This window comes from Desulfosarcina cetonica JCM 12296 (assembly GCF_001311845.1).
Classification (GTDB): Bacteria; Desulfobacterota; Desulfobacteria; order Desulfobacterales; family Desulfosarcinaceae; genus Desulfosarcina; species Desulfosarcina cetonica.
In genome coordinates, this window is the sequence record NZ_BBCC01000150.1 from 1 (window position 1) to 16,384 (window position 16,384).

Genomic DNA, 16,384 nt, shown 5'->3' on the forward strand with positions numbered 1-16,384 from the left:
CGCCAGGGCCGCGTGGCCGTGGCCGATGCGGTGGCCGTGGCCCTGGGCTGCCGCATGGCGGTGATTCTCATCGGTGAACGCCCCGGTTTGAGCAGTCCGGACAGCATGGGCATCTACTTCACCTTCAATCCCCATGCAGGCTGCCCGGATGCCTTGCGCAACTGCATCTCCAACATCCACGCTGCGGGCCTGGCCTACCCGGTGGCCGTCGATCGACTGATCTACCTGATCGGCGAGGCCGACCGGCTGAAGCTCTCCGGCGTGGCCCTGAAGGATGAATCCACGCCGACCGAAACGCGCCAACCGGCGGAGCGGGGTAATTTCCTGCTGGATTAGCGATTTTGCCGGGGGATCAGCCGGCACGGTGCCGATCGATGGCGTCCAGGACATAGGGAAGCAGGGTATCGACCACGATCGTGTACCCTTGGGCCGTGGGGTGCAGCTGGTCCGGCTGGTTGAGCCGACGTTTGCCGGCTACGCCCTCAAGGAAAAAGGGGATGAAGATCAGGTCGTGCTTTTCGGCGATGCTCGGGTAGATGCGGGCAAAGGCGCGGGTGTAGTCGGGCCCCAGGTTGGGCAGCATCAACATGCCGGCCAGGATCACGCGGACATGGTGGGCCTGGAGCCGGGTCACGATCTCGTCGAGGTTGGCCTCCAGCAGGCTGGGGTCGGTGCCGCGCAGGCCGTCATTGGCCCCGGTCTCCAGGATGACGATGTCCGGCGAGAGGCTCTCGATCACCCAGTCGACGCGCGACAGGGCGCCGCTGCTGGTTTCGCCACTCACCCCGGCATTGATCACCCGGTAGTGGTGTCCGGCCGCCTGCAGGCGCCTTTCCAGCTGGGCAGGGTAGGCCTCTTCCGGGGGAACCCCAAGACCGGCGGTGAGACTGTCCCCCATGGCCACGATGGTTCCATCGAACAACGCAGTGGGTGCCGGTGTGGCCGGGTGGGTTTCGGTTTTCTCGGGTGGCTGCTTCCCACTGCATCCGTAAAGTCCCATCAATAGCGCCAGCAGGGCCAGGGCAAAGAGATTGATCAGGCGGCGCCGGCGGCATCGCTTCCGGGCCGGCCGGTTCACGGCATGTGCGCTTCCATCATCGTGATGTCTATCCATTCTGCTGCTCCCTCAAATAAACGACCGGTTTCTTGGCCATGATCGCCCGCGAGGCCCCCAGGCCCACGGCCACGGTGAGAAGGCCCGTCAGGACCACCAAAGCCAGCGACAGCGCGCCAAACGGCCGGTAGGCGATATCGAACCGCTCCACGCAGAGCCACCATGCGGCGGCCTGGGCCATGCAAAGGGCCAGGCCGCCGGCCAAAAGCCCGATGATCAGGTTTTCCAGGGCAAAAACGCTGAAAACAAACGCCCGGCCGGCGCCCAGAATCTTGTAGTAAACCGATTCCAGCATGCGCTCGGCGCGCGTGGCGAACACGGCGCTGACCAGGATCAGGATGCCGGCGGCAATGCTGAAGAGGCTGAAGAGACGCAGGATTCCCGCCAGACGGGCCATCATCTGCGCCAGGGTACCGATGGTCTGGGACATGTCGATGACGCCAATGTTGGGAAAGCGGGCGGCCACGGCATTCTGCAATGCGCCCAACCGGCCGGGGGGCACCGTGAGGGCGGCAAACAGGGTCTGGGGGGCCTTTTCCAGCACGGCCGGCGGAAAGACAAAGTAGAAAAACGGGCTCAGGGCACGGTTGTCGCGGGTGCGAATACTGCTGATGCGGGCGGTAAGCGGAACCCCCTGGATGTTGAACCGAATGCGGTCGCCAACGTGCATGGGCTGCATCTCCGCCACGGTATCCATCACCGACACCTGGGGTTCCGGCCAGTCCTTGCGGAAAAGGCTGTCGCCCTGGACCAGATGTTCGTCGTCGAGCAGGGTCTCACGATAGGTGAGGTTGAAGACCCGCGACAAATTGTCGCCACGCGCGGCGCCCGCGCTACGGCGGTCGACGGGTCGGTCATTGATCGCCATGACCCGGGCGCGCACGATGGGATAAAAAAACGACCGGATGTTTCACCAGGCGCGCGAAAGCCTCGGTTTGGTCCGGCTGGATGTCAATGAAATAGGCGTTGGGCATGTTCTCCGGAAAGGCGCGCACAAAGGTGGCGTTGAGGTTTCGCTCGACCAACAGATCGGCGAAAATCACCGCCAGGGAAACGGTCAGGGTGATCAGGATGGCGCGCGTGGCGTTGCCCCGCCGGAAAAGGCCACGGATGGCTTGGCGCAGGGCCAGGCGGCGGACCGGCAGGCGCCGGAGCATCCACAAGACCAGTTGGGCAAGGATGCCGGCGACCAGGATGATGGCCGCCATGGCAGCCACGAAATATAGCCCGAAGCGGATGTCGCGCATGTGCCAGATCACCAAAAGCAGAAAGAATCCCAGGGTCAAGAGGCCGACGATCACGTCCGGCCAGCGGCTGGCCGGGGGCTGGGACTGGCGGTTGAAAATCAACACCGGCGCATTTCCCGCAGATGGTAGAGGGGGCGCAGGGAAAAGAGCAGGATCACGGCGGCGCCCAACCCCACGGCCTCGGCAACGCCCCCCCAGGCAATGCTGAAGGACAGCTTTTCGGGAAGAAAGGGGGCCAGAATGCCGGCCAATCCCATTTGCACGGCGATACCGCCGGCCAGGCCCACGGCGCTGCCCACGCCGCCCAGCAACCCGACCAGAAATATGAAATGCCGCCGGACGTAGCGATCGGTGGCCCCCACGGCCTTCATCACCGCAATGGTGGCGCGCTTCTCATTGAACAGGGCCGAGAGGGTACTCTGAAGGCCCAATCCCGCCACGATCAGGATGAACAGCCCGACCAGCTGCAGGAAGAAGAGAAAATTGTCCAGAAAGCGTTTCACCGCCGAGCGGGCGGTCAGAAAGGTGTCGATGTGTACGGCCGGATCCGGGTTGGCCTGGGAAAGGCGCGCGGCCATGACATCCACCGGCGTCTGATCCAAAACCTTGAGCAGCACCAGACGGCGAATACGGCTGCCCGTGGCCATCAGCCCCAGGGCATCCAGATCCGCGGCATGGATGAAGACCCGCGGGCCGAAGGCGAACAGTTCCAGGGGGCGATCCGGTTCGGCGGTGACCACATCGACGATCCGCAGGGTGGTGTAACCGACCTTGAGGGAATCGCCGACGGCAAGGCCCGTACGGTCGAGCAGGGACTGCTCCACGATGGCCGTGCCGGGCATGAGAACTTGAGTGAAGGGGCGCTTCGACCGGAGGGTCACTTCCCCGTAAAACGGATAGCCCGGCTCGACCACCTTGAGCCGTGAGAATACCGAGGCCGTGTCGTCGACGGTCCGCACCACGCTGGAAAATTCGTAGATTCGGGCCTGACGCAGGCGGCCGGCGGCCACCTGTCGGTCGATGGCCTGGGCAAGTTCCGGCGGAATAGCATCATAGGAACGGATGATGATATCGGCGGCGTGCAGGTTGCGGGCATCCCGGGTCAGGGCCTGGGTGATGCTACGGGCAAAGCCGGAAAAGGCGGTGAGGGTGGTCAGGGCCAGGGCCACACAAAGGACAAAAAGCGTGGCTTGTCGGGACGAGCGACGCGCTGGCGCAGCAGGGTGGTAAGGTGTCCCATGGGTCAGTCCACCAAGCGGCCGTCTTTGAGCGGCAGCACGCGATCCGCCACCCGAGCGATCTCCGGGTTGTGGGTGACCATGATCAGGGTGGCGCCATGGGCGTTTTTCAGATCGACCAACTGATCGAGGACAATACGGCCGTTTTCCGAATCGAGGTTGCCCGTGGGCTCGTCGGCGAAGATCAGCTTGGGCCGGTTGATCAGGCTCGGCACAGGGCCACGCGCTGCTTCTCGCCGCCGGAAAGCTGGCTGGGCAAATTGTCCGCCCGATCCGCCAGCCCCACTTGGGCCAATAGGGCATCGGCCCGTTGGCGGGCGTCGCGGTCCCCCTTGAGCTCAGCCGGGAACATGACATTTTCCCGGGCGGTCATGGACGGCACCAGATGAAAGGATTGAAACACGAAACCGATGGTCCGGTTGCGCAAGGGCGCCAGCTCCGCCTCGCTGGCCCCGGTGATCTCACGGCCGTCGATGAAGACCCGGCCGTCGGTGGGATGGTCCAGCCCCGACAGGAGGGTCAATAGCGTGGTTTTGCCACTGCCGCTGCTGCCTTTAATCACGATGAATGCGCCCGCTTCAACGGACAGCGAGACATCCGCCAGCACGGTGATCTCACGCTGGTCGACGCGGTAGGTCTTGGTCAGGTGGTCGGCTTCAAGGATGAGCATGGAGCGTCTCCGGTTTGTGCCGTCAAGAAAATTGGGCGTGTTGTTTTGCATCAGGTTGCCGACAAAAATGAATTCCACCGGATGGCGGAACTCATTTTTATCAGAAATCTGAAACATAAAGCATAATCTCCATTTATCAATTTTGGCTTGATACGCTGCCATCCATTATCGAACCCTGCCATTGCCAAGTCCGGTGGCTGCGAACACGCCTGATGGGCCCGGTCCGAATTACGATGTCGAAACGGTCCGAAGCGAGCAAGACGCCGCCCAACGGCTGGCCGGTGAAATCGATCGGGTGATTGTCAAAGGCGGGTTGAGCGCCGATCGGGTCACCATCCTTCCGCCCCGCCCATGGCGCCAGTCCACTGCTGCCGGGTTGCCGGAAAACGTCATCCGTTCCATCGCCATCCTGGACGCCTACGCCGTCCGCCAGTTTCCGCCCGCCCGGTTGAGTTTCGGTGAAATCGCCGCCTTCAAGGGGATGGAAAACGAAGCGATCATCGTCATTGATTTGCCCGAACCGCGTCCAGGCGCCACGGACCACGTCCTGCATTACGTGGGCATGAGCCGGGCGCGGGCGATCTTGTCTGTTATCTACTGCGATTTTTGAATTATTGAAAAACTCCGTGCCGTCAGAGTCGGCATTCTTTTTTTCTCGGCACTGGCTTTTTTCAGGTGAGAAAAGGGTCAAAAGCGAACTGTTTTCATTTAACGGTGGTCGTTGCAAAACCTTGACGTAAGAGCCTCCAGGGTCACGTTAACCGCAATCTTGTTGTGCGGAATCAGTACATAACGCCATGGCTTTCCGCCGTAGCCATGCGTATGGTCCGACGCATGCGCGCACCACTTCAAAGCCGCTTCTTTTTTGGAAAGCACTGCGGGATCCTCCATCTGGTTGCTGGCTTTGGGTTCAAGCATGAAGACCATATCGGCCGCGAGATGAGCGGCAGGTTCTCCGCCTAATGGGGCGCGATAGCGACGCGATTAGGCGGAGGTTCTGTCCGCTCCATGGAGTTGATAGGCGGCGCTACGCGCCGCATGGCAACTCCATGGCTTGCATCTCGCGGCCGATAAGCGGCGCGCAGCGCCGCTTATCATTCGTTTCAGCGACAAAATCAGGGATGTATTCGAAGTGGTCGGCACCGTGCCGGTAGATGATCTGGAATTGGCCCTTGGCGGGTTTGAACCATTTCAGCGCATCTCCTTCCAGGATGGCGGCGAGCTTTCGTTCAGCCTCCGAATGAAACATGTAACTGGAAATGTTGAAAATATTGATATGAACACCGTCCAGTTCGGGAAACATTGAAACCCGCTTGCGAATGGCGATTCAACGTTTATCCTCCTCTTTGCGCTGCTTGTATGCCACAAATCGCTTTCGCGCTTGAACAAGGGCCTTGTGAAGCTCCTGCTCCAGAATTTCCCTGGGCGGCAAGTCGGTGATATACTCGGCCACACGGATAGCGCTTTTTTCCAATTCCAGCAGTTCGACCGTTTCATGCTTTTTACCGGCGCACAGGATGAGTCCGATCGGTTGATCTTCACCGGGTTGGCGTTCGTACTTATCCAACCAACGCAGATAGAGTTCCATCTGCCCCTTGTCAGCCGGCTTGAAGTCGCCAAGCTTCAACTCGATGGCCACCAGCCGTCTGAGCTTGCGATGAAAAAACAACAGATCGATGTAGTAGTCATCGCTATCCACCTGGATGCGCTTTTGCCGGGCGATAAAGGAAAAACCACCGCCCAACTCCAGTAGAAATTGCTCGAGCTCACGCAAAATCGCGTCTTCAAGGTCTTTTTCCAAATAACGATCCTGCAAACCTAAAAAATCAAGGAAATAAGGGTCGCGAAAAACCAAGTCCGGGGTCAACCGATCTTCATTACGGAGGTTGTCAATTTCCAAGCGGATCAGCTCATCAGGCTTTTTGGACAGGGCCGTGCGTTCGAACAACATCGAATCGATCCGGGCTTGTAGTGTACGCGTGCTCCATCGGTCCATTCGGCACATCTCTGCATAAAAATCCCTTTTCAATGGATCATCAATGGCGATTAAAATTCGAAAATGGGTCCAGCTCAATTGTGCACGCAGTGCGTGCACAATCTTTTCATCCGGAAAAACCTGGGCAAAGCGGATCATGTTGAATAGATTGCGCTTGGTGAAACCTTGCCCGTATTCGCTCTGCAATTTTGCACTCAGCGCGTGCACTATGTTTTCGCCATATTCAGCCCTGCTGCCTTTGAGGTTTTCCTGGTCGATACGTTTCCCGACCCGCCAATAGAGCATGGTCAAGGCCTCGTTGACTGTTGAGGCAACCGTGTTGCGAGCATCATCGATCAAGTCGCGGAGATCCTGTAACAGTGCACTATCAGCAGTGAATATCGCCTTTTTCCGAGCCATTATTCATCCTCATCGAAAAGGCCCATTTGCCCCTTGGGCGGTGGAGCCTTGGGCAAGTTTTCCACCTGCAAACTGTAATCGTCATGGCCCCACTCGCAGCGGGCCAGAACCGCCCTGGAAATTTTTTTTACCGTCAGATTGGGATAGCGGTCGGTCCTGGCGCGAAAGGCGGTGCACAACACGAAACTTTTCAGATCACCGAAGGTATGTTCATCGATGAAGCTCACCAGTCCGAACAGCTCCAAGAGAGAATTCTGTAAAGGGGTAGCCGTTAGCAGCAGTTTGTCCTTGCCGGCGAGCGCTGCTTTCAGCGTATTGGCGATAACATTCGACGGTTTGTAGACATTTCGTAGCCAATGGGCTTCGTCGATGACCACTAAATCCCAGGGAATTGCCTTGATATCATCCGCCTTGCTCTTGGCAAAATGATAGGAACAGATGATGATTTCAGGTGCTTCGAAAGGGCGCGTCTCGCCTTGTTTGACAGCCGCATTGTATGATTTTGATTCCAGCAGGCGACAAGGCAGGAAAAACTTTTCGGTCAGTTCCTGATACCATTGTTTGCGAAGGCTGGCAGGAGTAATAATGAGGATATTGCGTTTTCGTTCAGCCCATTTTTGCGAGAGCATCAGCCCGGCTTCGATGGTTTTACCCAAACCAACTTCATCCGCCAACAATGCACCTTTGGAAAGAGGGGAATTAAATGCAAAAAGGGCCGCGTCAATTTGATGAGGATTGAGGTCCACCTGAGCACCGGCAAAGGCAACCGTGACTTTCTCGACGCTATCCGGCGGAAAACGCCGGGTCAACTCATGGGCAAATATTTTGCCTGGTAGTCAGTTAGATTCAAATGCTCCGTATCCTTACTTGGCCACTTTTCATCTTAATGGCGCCAATAAAAACACCAGGTTACTAAAAAGGCTGTTAATGAAAACTTATAGAAAGGTTCTTTGACCTCGTCAATGGCAGTGTCGTTGGTTTTGATTGAATCGTTTTCAAATTAGTTTCTGGAGCCTATGTAAGGACATACACTTCAAAAGTCAATTTGCGGAGCCTCGACTCTCCACAACCGATGATAGAAGGCCGTACCATAGCAAGCGGACCAAAGAATAATTCTTTCCCCGTGCAAGCCTTGCCATTTTATTTAGATGAGGCTACTCATGCAAAGCAACGATATGCCAAATGGGGTGCCGATAAAATGGACGAAAATATGGATTGCCGGCCCGACCCGGAAATACTGATCCAGCTGGCCAACACACGCATGCCCTTTGGAAAGTACAAGGATCGACGCCTGATCGATCTGCCAGAGCCCTATGTGGTTTGGTTTTCACAAAAAGGTTTTCCGCACGGCAAACTCGGCGACATGCTGCAAATGGTTTATGAAATCAAGGTCAATGGATTGGAGTATCTTTTTAACAGGCTCAAATCCGATTGAAACCTTTAGAAGAAAGGTAGATATGAGCACGCAGGTTCTTTATTTCGACGATTTCCAGCCCGGCCAGACTTATACGACAGCCCGCCGGACCATTGCCGAAGCGGATCACGTCAATTTCACCACATCCTTTGGTTTTTTCGAACCGCTTTTCATGGACCGTGATTTTGTGAAGACCAGCACCCCATACGAAAAGCCCATCGTCCCCGGTACGCTGACCTTTTCCGTGGCCGAAGGATTGACCATCCTGTCCGGCCTGCTGCACTCGGGTATGGCTTTTCTCGGCGTGGAGCTCGATGTTCTCAAGCCGGTTTTTATCGGTGATACACTGACGGTGAGCATTGAAGTCCTGGAAACCCGTGAGACGAAAAAAACAGACAGAGGGATTGTAACCTTCCGGCACCGGGTGTTAAATCAGGCCGATGTCGAGGTTATGGTGTACGCCGTTAAGCGGATGATGCGCCGAAACGTCTGATTGGCCTTTCTTCATTGATGGAATGCGGATGAATCCTATGATGATAGAAGATGATAAGAAAACCGTTTACGTCGATTTTGACGATGTCTTGTGTTCGACGGCGGAATCTTTACTTGAAATTTTGTTTGAACAATATGGAAAAAAAATAAGTTACGAGAACCTTACCCATTTTGATCTTAGCACGTGCATGAAGATTACGAATGACAAAGTTGACAGAATTTTGGATATCGCCCATAGCGATGAAAAAATTCTTCAAAACGATCCCGTTCACAACGCCTCTGAAGCCTTATCGATGATATCTGAAATGGGTTATGCCATAGAGATCGTTACGGGGCGTCCCCGGTTTACAAAAACAGCTTCGGAAGCGTGGCTGTCAACCTATCGCATCCCCTATGACAATATCTATTTCGTAAATAAATACGCCCGCCAGGGCAATGGATACGGCGATGCGGAAACGTTGTCATTGGAAGATATCAAGAAGATGAAATTTTCCTTTGCCGTGGAAGATTCTTTGGATACGGCGGTCTTTATTTCCAACCACCTGAACATTCCCGTATTTCTATTGGATCGGCCGTGGAATAAGAAGGGTGCGGCAGATACAAATATCAAACGCTGCCGGGGATGGGGGCAGATCATGGAGACGCTTTCGAATTACCCGATGTAGCGCCCATCCGAAAAATGAATACCCTGCCGGCTGAACCTATAAATATTGACTATGCGCATTTTTTATAATATTTTATGCGCATAAAGTATATACATAAGGGGCTCGTATGGAAACTCTTTTCTATAATCCCAAGGCCGGAAAAAAAGCGACAAACGTAAGCATCAACAGTGATTTATTGAAGCAGGCCAAAGCACTTAAAATCAACCTGTCGAAAACGCTTGAGGATCGCCTGGTCGAACTCTTGGCCGAGGAAAAGCAAAGGGCCTGGAAGGAAGAGACCAGGGAAGCCATCGAAGCCTATAATCGTCGCATCAAAGCCAAAGGTGTTTTCAGCGATGGCCTGAGGCGCTTCTGATGGCCCAATTCGATGTCTACGAGAATCCCAATGCGCAAACGAATCAGGAGGTGCCCTATCTCCTCGATGTACAGTCGGCGCTGCTCGACAACCTGGCCACCCGCGTGGTCGTCCCTCTGGTCGATGCGAAAATTGTCGGAAAGCCCATTTTGCATCTTAACCCGCGATTCCATGTCGGCAATACCCGGGTGGTGATGTCGACGGCGGAAATCGCCGGTATTCCCTTGGGGGCGCTGGGAAAAAAGATCGGCTCGTTGAAAGATCAACGCGATGAAGTCGTTGCCGCGCTGGACTTCTTGATTACCGGTTTCTAAATGAAAAAAGGACAAAGGATTACCATGACGGGGAAACCAACCATCCGCCAATCACATGTCTCATCTTCTGTTATCGACACCGGGCTTTGCACCGGATGTGGCGCCTGTGTCGGGCTCTGCCCTTACCTCAGGACCCATCGGGGGGCCACGATCATGCTGTTTGACTGCGACCGTGAGGACGGCCGCTGCCGGCGCTACTGTCCCCGCATGGAAACGGATCTGGGCCACCTGAACCAAGTACTTTTCGATGCGTCGGAGGTCACTGCCGAGCTGGGGGCCTTCAAGGGGCTTTACATGACCCGGGCAACCGATGCGGAAATCCGATCCCGGGCCCAGCACGGCGGCACGGTGACGGCTCTCACCTGTCTGGCATTGGAACAGGGGCTCATCGAGGGGTGGGTCGTGGCGCAGGAGGACGCGCCCATGCTGCCCAAAAGCACAACGGCGATGTGCCGGGCCGATCTCCTGGCGGCGGCGGGCAGCAAATTCGGCAATGCGCCGGCGGTCGCCGAGTTCAATCGCGCGTCGGCTGAAGGGCAGGGGCCGTTGGGGGTCGTGGCCACGCCCTGCCAGGCCCTGGCCCTGGCCAAAATGCGCAGCGATCCGGCCGACGCGGATGCCGCCCGGATGGCCCGTCTCAAGCTGGTAATCGGCCTGTTCTGCGGCTGGACCTGGATTGGCGGAAACTGCGGGAACTGGTGCTCTCGGCGGTAAAGGGTGAGAAAATCCGGTCCATGGACATCCCCCCTTCCAGTCATGCCTGCATGCAGGTGGAGACGAGCGCCGGCAGGATCGAAATCCCCATTGATCAGGTCAATGGCTGCGTCCGCGACTGTTGCGCCTACTGCACGGACATGACCGCCGAATTCGCCGATATCTCGATCGGATCGGCCAGAAGCCCGGAAGGCTGGGAGGTGGACCGGCACTGGAACCAGGTGATCGTCAGAACGACTGCCGGGGAGCAACTGCTGAACCTTGCCCGGGAGAAGGGCATCCTGGCGTTCAAGGACGTTCCCCCGGAAAATTTGGCCAAGCTCAAATCCGCCGCCATGGGCAAAAAACGCAGCGGCCAGTCGAACCTGAACCGTCTGTCCGAAACGAACAATACCCTGGCTTCCTGACCCGGGGTCGCCGTTTCCACGGACCACCGTTATGCTTTGGATGGGGTTTCCAACAAGTACTGATTTGCCAGAGGAGTTACCATGTCGATCATTACCGATAAAACAAACAAGAATCAACGCGTTCTGATGATGGGCAACGAGGCCATTGCCCGGGGTGCGCTGGAGGCCGGCGTCAAGGTCGTTGCCGCCTATCCGGGGACGCCGTCTTCGGAAATCCCCAAGGTCCTGGGCGATGTGGCCGATGAGATGGGGCTGTACGTGGAGTGGTCCACCAACGAAAAAGTATCCCTGGAGGTAGCGGCCGCCGGTTCCTATGCGGGGCTTCGCGCCCTGTGCACGATGAAACAGGTCGGCGTGAACGTGGCCTCCGATTTTCTGCTTCACCTGGCCGAATACGGATCCCGCGCCGGGCTGGTATTGGTGACCTGTGAGGATCCCGGCTCTTTGTCGAGCACCAACGAGGGGGATTCCCGGCCTTACAGCAAGATGATGGAGTTTCCCCTGATCGAGCCGGGCGACATCCAGGAAGCCAAGGAGATGACCCAATGGGCCTTCGATCTTTCCGAAACCATCCACAACGTCGTGATGCTGCGTAGCGTCACGCGCATGTCCCATGCCTCGGGCAACGTAATCGTCGGCGATCTTCCACAAACGCAGGCGCGGGCCGATTTCCAATATCACGGCGGGTTTTTCGATCAAATGACCGGCCCGGTCATGACGCTGCCTGGCACGGCACCGACCCAGCGCCTGCGCCAGCATGCGGGCCTGGAAAAGGCGATTGCGTGCTTCGAGAAGAGCCCCTTTAACACCTACACCGGACCGGATCGGTCGGAAATTACCATCATCACCAGTTCGGCCGCCACCTTTTACTGCCGCGAAGCCATCGCCATCCTGGGGCTTGAGGAGCGGGTGGGGCTCCTGAAACTCGGCACGACCTGGCCGCTGCCGCCGCGGCTGATGGAAAAATACCTAGCCGCCACGGATCGCGTCTTGATCATCGAGGAGGGCACGCCCTTTCTGGAAGACAATCTCAAGGCGCTGTTTGTCGACCTGTCCGAGACCGTCGGGCCGACACGCTTTCACGGGCGCGCGGACAAAACGATACCCTCGGTGGACGAACTGAACCCCGACATTGTCATGACCGCCCTTTCCACCCTTTTGGACCTTCCGACCGATGACAGTATGGCCGACTATCGCCAGCGGATTTCGGCCGCGCTCGAAGGCAGCGTGCCGGACCGGGCGATGACCTTCTGCCCGGGCTGTCCCCACCGCGCCTCCTTCTGGCTGCTCCACGAAGCGCTCAAGCTCGACAACCGTCGCGGTTTCATTTGTGGCGATATCGGGTGCTACACCCTGGGGGTGGCGGACTGCGGCTTCCGGGCCGTGAAAACCGTTGCCGCCATGGGCTCGGGCGTGGGCATGGCCTCCGGGTTCGGCAAACTCCAGCGCTTCGGCCTGGAACAGCCGATCATCGCGGTTTGCGGAGACTCGACCTTTTTCCATGCCGCCATGCCGGGGCTGGTCAATGCCATTCACAACCAGGCGGACATGATCATGGTGATCCTGGACAATGCCGGCACGGCCATGACCGGTTTTCAGCCGCATCCCGGGATTCCGGTGGGGGCGGATGGAAAGCCGTTGCCGGCCCTGGACATCCCGACGATCTGCCAGGCCATGGGGGTGCGGGTGGAAATCGTCGATCCGTTCCAATTCGCCGCGGCCAGAAAGACCATCGGAGATTTGCTTGACGATGCCGGCGGGGTACGCATGCTGGTGTTGCGACAGGCCTGCGCGCTGAGTCCGGCCCGTAAGGGAAAGAAGGAATGGACGGTGTCGGTGGACCCGGACAAATGCCTGGGCGACGCCTGTGGCTGCAACCGGTTGTGCACGCGGATCTTCAAGTGCCCCGGCCTGATCTGGGACCCGGAAAAAAGGCAGACGCGCATCGACGAATTCGTTTGCGTGGGCTGCGGTGTTTGCGCCCAGGTCTGCCCCCAAAACGCGATTACGGTGGAAAAGGCGGTGAAGGCATGAACACGACAGCGCTGAAACACGACCCCTACAATCTGATCATCACCGGCGTCGGCGGCCAGGGCAACGTCCTGGCCAGCCGCATGGTCGGCGACATGCTCTCCCGGCTGGGATTTGACATCACCATCGGCGAAACCTTCGGCGCTTCCCAGCGGGGCGGGTCGGTCATGAGCCACCTCAGGATATCGCGCCAGGGAAGCTACTCGCCGCAGATCCCCTTGGGCCGGGCCCACATGATCGTGTCCCTGGAGCCCAGTGAGGCTCTTAGAATGCTCAGGGCTTACGGCAACCCGGAGGTTCAGGTGATCACGAACATGCGGCCGGTCCGATCCAGCAGCGTCATCAGTGGCGAGCAGCCATACCCGGCACCGGAAACCATCGTGGGCTGGATCAACGACTTTTCCGAGAAGGCCTGGTTTCTCGACACCACGGAAACCGCGACCCGGCTGGGCAATCCCATTTTCGGCAATGTCATGCTGGTCGGCGCGCTGGCCAGGACGGGCCAGTTACCCCTGGACCGGGATATCTTCGAAGCCGTGGTCAGAAGCCGGATGCCCGAAGCCAAGGTCCGGGTCAACCTGGAGGCCTTCGATGCCGGCGGCGAAATGATCGGGGAAAAAAGCACTTAACCCGGGCACCCTTTCCCATGATTCAGCCGATCCTTAAACGCCAAACCGGCCGGCCCACCTCGGCCGGTTTGGCGGCATTAGCGCTGCAGTTCTTCCAACCCCTCGAACTGGCTCAGGCAGCTCGGGTTGGCCAGGGCGTCGCGATTGGTCACCGGCTGGCCGTGGATGACGTTGCGCACGGCCAGCTCGACCTTCTTCATGTTGATGGTGTAGGGAATCTCGGTCACCTGGATCACCTTGGCCGGCACATGCCGGGGGCTGCAGGCATTGCGGATGGTCGTCTTGATCTTTTTGATCAAGGCCGCGTCCAAGTCGAGACCCTTGGCCAGGGTGACGAACAGGATCACGCGCACGTCGTCCTGCCAGCTTTGGCCCACCACCACGCTGTCGGTCACCTCTGAAAGGGCTTCCAAGGCGGTGTAGATGTCGGCCGTGCCGATACGCACCCCGCCGGGATTGAGGGTGGCGTCGCTGCGGCCGTAAATCGTGATGCCCTTGGTGCGACTGTTGATGCTGATGAAGTCGCCGTGGGTCCAGACGCCGGGGTATTTGGTGAAATAGGCGTTCCGGTAGCGCTGGCCGTCGGCATCGTTCCAAAAGTAAACCGGCATGCTGGGAAAGGCCGCCGTGCAGACCAACTCGCCGGTCTGGTCGTATACCGCCTGGCCGGCATCATTGAAGGCGAAGACTTTAAGGCCTAGCGCGCGTCCCTGCAGCTCACCGGCATGCACGGCGGACATGGGGTTGCCCAGGGCAAAGCAGCCGTTGAGATCGGTGCCGCCGCTGATGGAAGCCAGTTGCAGGTCGGCCTTGATCTCCCGGTAGACGTATTCGAACCCGGAGACGGCCAGGGGCGAGCCGGTCGAGCAGATCATGCGCAATTTTTCCAGATGGCAGTCGCTGCCGGGCTTGTAGCCGGCCTCGGCCAGGGCGGCGATGTAGCGGGCGCTGGTGCCGAAGATCGTCATGCCGACCGCATCGGCCAAGCGCCACAGCACCTCGGGGCCGGGGTGGAAGGGCGAGCCGTCGTAGAGCACCAGGGTGGCACCCACCCCCAGGCCGCAGACCAGCCAGTTCCACATCATCCAGCCGCAAGTGGTGAAGTAGAACAAGACATCCTCGCGCCGCAGATCGCCATGCAGGAGATGCTCCTTGAGCTGGTTGGCGAGAATGCCGGCGTGGCTCTGGACCATGCACTTGGGTTTTCCCGTGGTGCCGGAGCTGTACATGATGTAGAGGGGATGCTCGGCCGGCACCTGCGTGAAGGCGATCTCCGCCGGTGCATAGGGCGCCAGGAAATTCTCCCAGGGGACGGCATGGGGAACGCCGGACAGATCGGGCGTGGTGCGGGTGTAGCCGACCACCACGACTTTTTCCACCATGGGCAGTTCCTTGAGGATGCGGCCCACCCGCTCCAGGCTGTCGAAGGTCTTGCCGTTGTAAAAATAACCGTCGGCGGTAAAAAGCACCTTGGGGCCGATCTGGCCGAAGCGGTCCAGTACGCCCTTGATGCCGAAATCCGGAGAGGACGAAGACCAGATGGCGCCCAGGCTCACGGCGGCCAGCATGGCGATGATGGCCTGGGGCATGTTGGGCATGAACCCGGCCACGCGGTCGCCCTCGGTTACGCCGGCGGCAGCCAATGCCTGGGCCACGCGACTCACCTGGGCATGCAGATCAGCGTAGGTCATGGCGGTCCGGGGCTGACCCTCCCCCTGAAAAATCAGGGCCGTGTGATCGTCCCGGTAGCGCAGCAGGTTCTCGGCAAAGTTCAGTTCAGCACCGCCGAACCAGCGGGCACCGGGCATTTTCGTCGGATCGTCCACCACCTGGGTATAGGGCTTGCTGGTGATGATCCCGGCAAAGTTCCAGAACAGGTCCCAGAAATCGGCAATGTGATCCACGGACACTGCCACAGCTGATCGTAATCGGACAGGGACAAGTTGAAGCGCCGGTTGACCGCGTCCATGAAGCGCACCAGATTGGATTGTCGGACGAAGGCATCGGCAGGCCTCCAAAGCATCTTCGGATCAAACATGATCACCTCCCCCGCAATGGATTGTATCCGGGATGAAACATGATAGAAATCAAATGCTTTTCTACTATTGAAAGTATTGTGGGGACATGCTTAAGTCAAGCCATTTGTGATGTCGATAATAAATGAACATGAAACGGCAACGGTGGACGAGAGGAGGGAAAATGTCCGATTTCAATGACCTGTCGGCCGTGGAGCTCGCTGCGGGAATGGCGGCCGGGGAAATTTCTCCGGTAGCGCTGATGACGGCTACGCTGGCGCGCATTGCCAAACGCAATCCCGATTTGAATGCCTTTGTTGCCCTGCGTCCCGAAGCGGCGCTGGCCGAAGCCCGGCAGACGGCCGACCGCATCGTCGCAGGGAAGCCGGTCGGCCCGCTGGCCGGTGTGCCCTTGGGCGTCAAGGATTTGGAGGATGCTGCCGGCCTGGTCACCAGCTATGGGGCCATCCCGTTTAAAGACAACCTGGCCACGGCCGACGCCATCCAAGTGGCCCGGCTCAAGGCCGCCGGCGCCATCGTGGTGGGCAAAACCAATGTTCCGGAATTCGGCTTCACCGGTTTTACCAAGAACCGGCTTTTTGGTGTCACCCGCAATCCATGGAATCGCGAGCGCACGCCCGGCGGGTCCAGCGGCGGCGCGGCAGCGGCCATCAGTGCCGGCCT

Annotated in this window: 23 protein-coding genes; 12 read left to right on the top strand and 11 right to left on the bottom strand. The window is 58.4% G+C overall.

The features are described 5' to 3' along the window. Positions 1-336, top strand: a 336-nt coding sequence (locus JCM12296_RS25015) for an ethanolamine ammonia-lyase light chain EutC (protein WP_172684088.1), incomplete at its 5' end; no start/stop codon positions are given. A 16-nt stretch (positions 337-352) separates the two neighbouring features. Here the strand turns inward: JCM12296_RS25015 and JCM12296_RS25020 are convergent. Genes JCM12296_RS25020 through JCM12296_RS45605 form a run of 6 tightly spaced genes read right to left on the bottom strand, consistent with a single transcriptional unit; the run spans position 353 to position 4,386 of the window. Beyond that, entirely contained in the window at positions 353-1,114 is a 762-nt protein-coding gene (locus JCM12296_RS25020; protein ID WP_213183449.1) for an arylesterase, read from the bottom strand. Next, the gene (locus tag JCM12296_RS42470; protein ID WP_218188260.1) at positions 1,107-1,982 is read right to left on the bottom strand and encodes an ABC transporter permease; all 876 of its coding nucleotides are present in this window, start codon (positions 1,980-1,982) and stop codon (positions 1,107-1,109) included. The genes JCM12296_RS25020 and JCM12296_RS42470 overlap by 8 nt, the downstream gene beginning before the upstream one ends. Continuing rightward, the gene (locus JCM12296_RS42475; RefSeq protein WP_218188261.1) at positions 1,969-2,466 is read right to left on the bottom strand and encodes a hypothetical protein; all 498 of its coding nucleotides are present in this window, start codon (positions 2,464-2,466) and stop codon (positions 1,969-1,971) included. The genes JCM12296_RS42470 and JCM12296_RS42475 overlap by 14 nt, the downstream gene beginning before the upstream one ends. Further along, positions 2,460-3,608 (bottom strand): ABC transporter permease, encoded by a 1,149-nt coding sequence (locus JCM12296_RS42480; RefSeq protein WP_281492152.1) that lies wholly within the window; start codon positions 3,606-3,608, stop codon positions 2,460-2,462. Before JCM12296_RS42480 ends, JCM12296_RS42475 begins: the two co-directional genes overlap by 7 nt. Further along, on the bottom strand, positions 3,605-3,814 hold the full coding sequence (locus tag JCM12296_RS45600; protein WP_246804837.1) for a P-loop NTPase family protein: 210 nt from the start codon (positions 3,812-3,814) through the stop codon (positions 3,605-3,607). Before JCM12296_RS45600 ends, JCM12296_RS42480 begins: the two co-directional genes overlap by 4 nt. After that, positions 3,802-4,386 carry an ABC transporter ATP-binding protein gene (locus tag JCM12296_RS45605; RefSeq protein WP_246804839.1) on the bottom strand — a complete coding sequence of 195 codons (585 nt, stop codon included), beginning with the start codon at positions 4,384-4,386 and terminating at the stop codon, positions 3,802-3,804. Before JCM12296_RS45605 ends, JCM12296_RS45600 begins: the two co-directional genes overlap by 13 nt. A gap of 76 nt (positions 4,387-4,462) precedes the next feature. On the opposite strand from JCM12296_RS45605, the gene JCM12296_RS25035 reads away from it, so the two are divergent. Further along, a complete protein-coding gene (locus JCM12296_RS25035; protein WP_157067880.1) occupies positions 4,463-4,879 on the top strand; it encodes a hypothetical protein in 417 nt (138 codons plus the stop codon). 98 nt (positions 4,880-4,977) lie between these two features. On the opposite strand, the gene JCM12296_RS25040 is transcribed toward JCM12296_RS25035, so the two are convergent. From JCM12296_RS25040 to JCM12296_RS25055, 4 genes are all read right to left on the bottom strand, one after another. Next, positions 4,978-5,187, bottom strand: a complete 210-nt coding sequence (locus JCM12296_RS25040; RefSeq protein WP_157067881.1) for a hypothetical protein — start codon at positions 5,185-5,187, stop codon at positions 4,978-4,980. A gap of 109 nt (positions 5,188-5,296) precedes the next feature. Continuing rightward, positions 5,297-5,572 carry a hypothetical protein gene (locus JCM12296_RS25045; protein ID WP_054699039.1) on the bottom strand — a complete coding sequence of 92 codons (276 nt, stop codon included), beginning with the start codon at positions 5,570-5,572 and terminating at the stop codon, positions 5,297-5,299. A gap of 24 nt (positions 5,573-5,596) precedes the next feature. Continuing rightward, positions 5,597-6,664 carry a PDDEXK nuclease domain-containing protein gene (locus JCM12296_RS25050; protein ID WP_054699041.1) on the bottom strand — a complete coding sequence of 356 codons (1,068 nt, stop codon included), beginning with the start codon at positions 6,662-6,664 and terminating at the stop codon, positions 5,597-5,599. Then, complete coding sequence (locus JCM12296_RS25055) at positions 6,664-7,473, bottom strand: DEAD/DEAH box helicase (protein WP_054699044.1); 810 nt, start codon at positions 7,471-7,473, stop codon at positions 6,664-6,666. Before JCM12296_RS25055 ends, JCM12296_RS25050 begins: the two co-directional genes overlap by 1 nt. Before the next feature lie 314 nt (positions 7,474-7,787). Between JCM12296_RS25055 and JCM12296_RS25060 the strand changes: the two genes are divergently transcribed. From JCM12296_RS25060 to JCM12296_RS25100, 9 genes are all read left to right on the top strand, one after another. Beyond that, entirely contained in the window at positions 7,788-8,099 is a 312-nt protein-coding gene (locus tag JCM12296_RS25060; protein ID WP_246804840.1) for a DUF3820 family protein, read from the top strand. 22 nt (positions 8,100-8,121) lie between these two features. Next, positions 8,122-8,571, top strand: a complete 450-nt coding sequence (locus tag JCM12296_RS25065; RefSeq protein ID WP_054699047.1) for a MaoC family dehydratase — start codon at positions 8,122-8,124, stop codon at positions 8,569-8,571. A gap of 37 nt (positions 8,572-8,608) precedes the next feature. Then, the gene (locus JCM12296_RS25070; protein WP_172684089.1) at positions 8,609-9,235 is read left to right on the top strand and encodes a 5' nucleotidase, NT5C type; all 627 of its coding nucleotides are present in this window, start codon (positions 8,609-8,611) and stop codon (positions 9,233-9,235) included. A 106-nt stretch (positions 9,236-9,341) separates the two neighbouring features. Next, positions 9,342-9,590: a type II toxin-antitoxin system CcdA family antitoxin gene (locus JCM12296_RS25075; RefSeq protein ID WP_054699051.1), complete on the top strand. Its 249-nt coding sequence runs from the start codon at positions 9,342-9,344 to the stop codon at positions 9,588-9,590. Next, a complete protein-coding gene (locus JCM12296_RS25080; protein ID WP_054699053.1) occupies positions 9,590-9,904 on the top strand; it encodes a CcdB family protein in 315 nt (104 codons plus the stop codon). The genes JCM12296_RS25075 and JCM12296_RS25080 overlap by 1 nt, the downstream gene beginning before the upstream one ends. 24 nt (positions 9,905-9,928) lie before the next feature. Further along, a complete protein-coding gene (locus JCM12296_RS25085) occupies positions 9,929-10,618 on the top strand; it encodes a coenzyme F420 hydrogenase/dehydrogenase beta subunit N-terminal domain-containing protein (protein ID WP_054699055.1) in 690 nt (229 codons plus the stop codon). After that, complete coding sequence (locus JCM12296_RS25090) at positions 10,603-11,025, top strand: Coenzyme F420 hydrogenase/dehydrogenase, beta subunit C-terminal domain (protein ID WP_054699058.1); 423 nt, start codon at positions 10,603-10,605, stop codon at positions 11,023-11,025. The genes JCM12296_RS25085 and JCM12296_RS25090 overlap by 16 nt, the downstream gene beginning before the upstream one ends. 81 nt (positions 11,026-11,106) lie before the next feature. Further along, positions 11,107-13,059 carry a thiamine pyrophosphate-dependent enzyme gene (locus JCM12296_RS25095; protein ID WP_054699059.1) on the top strand — a complete coding sequence of 651 codons (1,953 nt, stop codon included), beginning with the start codon at positions 11,107-11,109 and terminating at the stop codon, positions 13,057-13,059. Then, positions 13,056-13,685 carry an indolepyruvate oxidoreductase subunit beta gene (locus JCM12296_RS25100; RefSeq protein ID WP_054699061.1) on the top strand — a complete coding sequence of 210 codons (630 nt, stop codon included), beginning with the start codon at positions 13,056-13,058 and terminating at the stop codon, positions 13,683-13,685. The genes JCM12296_RS25095 and JCM12296_RS25100 overlap by 4 nt, the downstream gene beginning before the upstream one ends. Positions 13,686-13,762: 77 nt before the next feature. Here JCM12296_RS25100 and JCM12296_RS25105 read toward each other — a convergent pair whose 3' ends face one another. Continuing rightward, positions 13,763-15,589, bottom strand: coding sequence for an acetoacetate--CoA ligase (locus JCM12296_RS25105; protein WP_306304118.1), 1,827 nt, complete (start codon positions 15,587-15,589; stop codon positions 13,763-13,765). Positions 15,590-15,884: 295 nt separating this feature from the next. Between JCM12296_RS25105 and JCM12296_RS25110 the strand changes: the two genes are divergently transcribed. After that, positions 15,885-16,384: amidase family protein (locus tag JCM12296_RS25110; RefSeq protein WP_172684090.1), on the top strand; the 500-nt coding region annotated here is incomplete at its 3' end.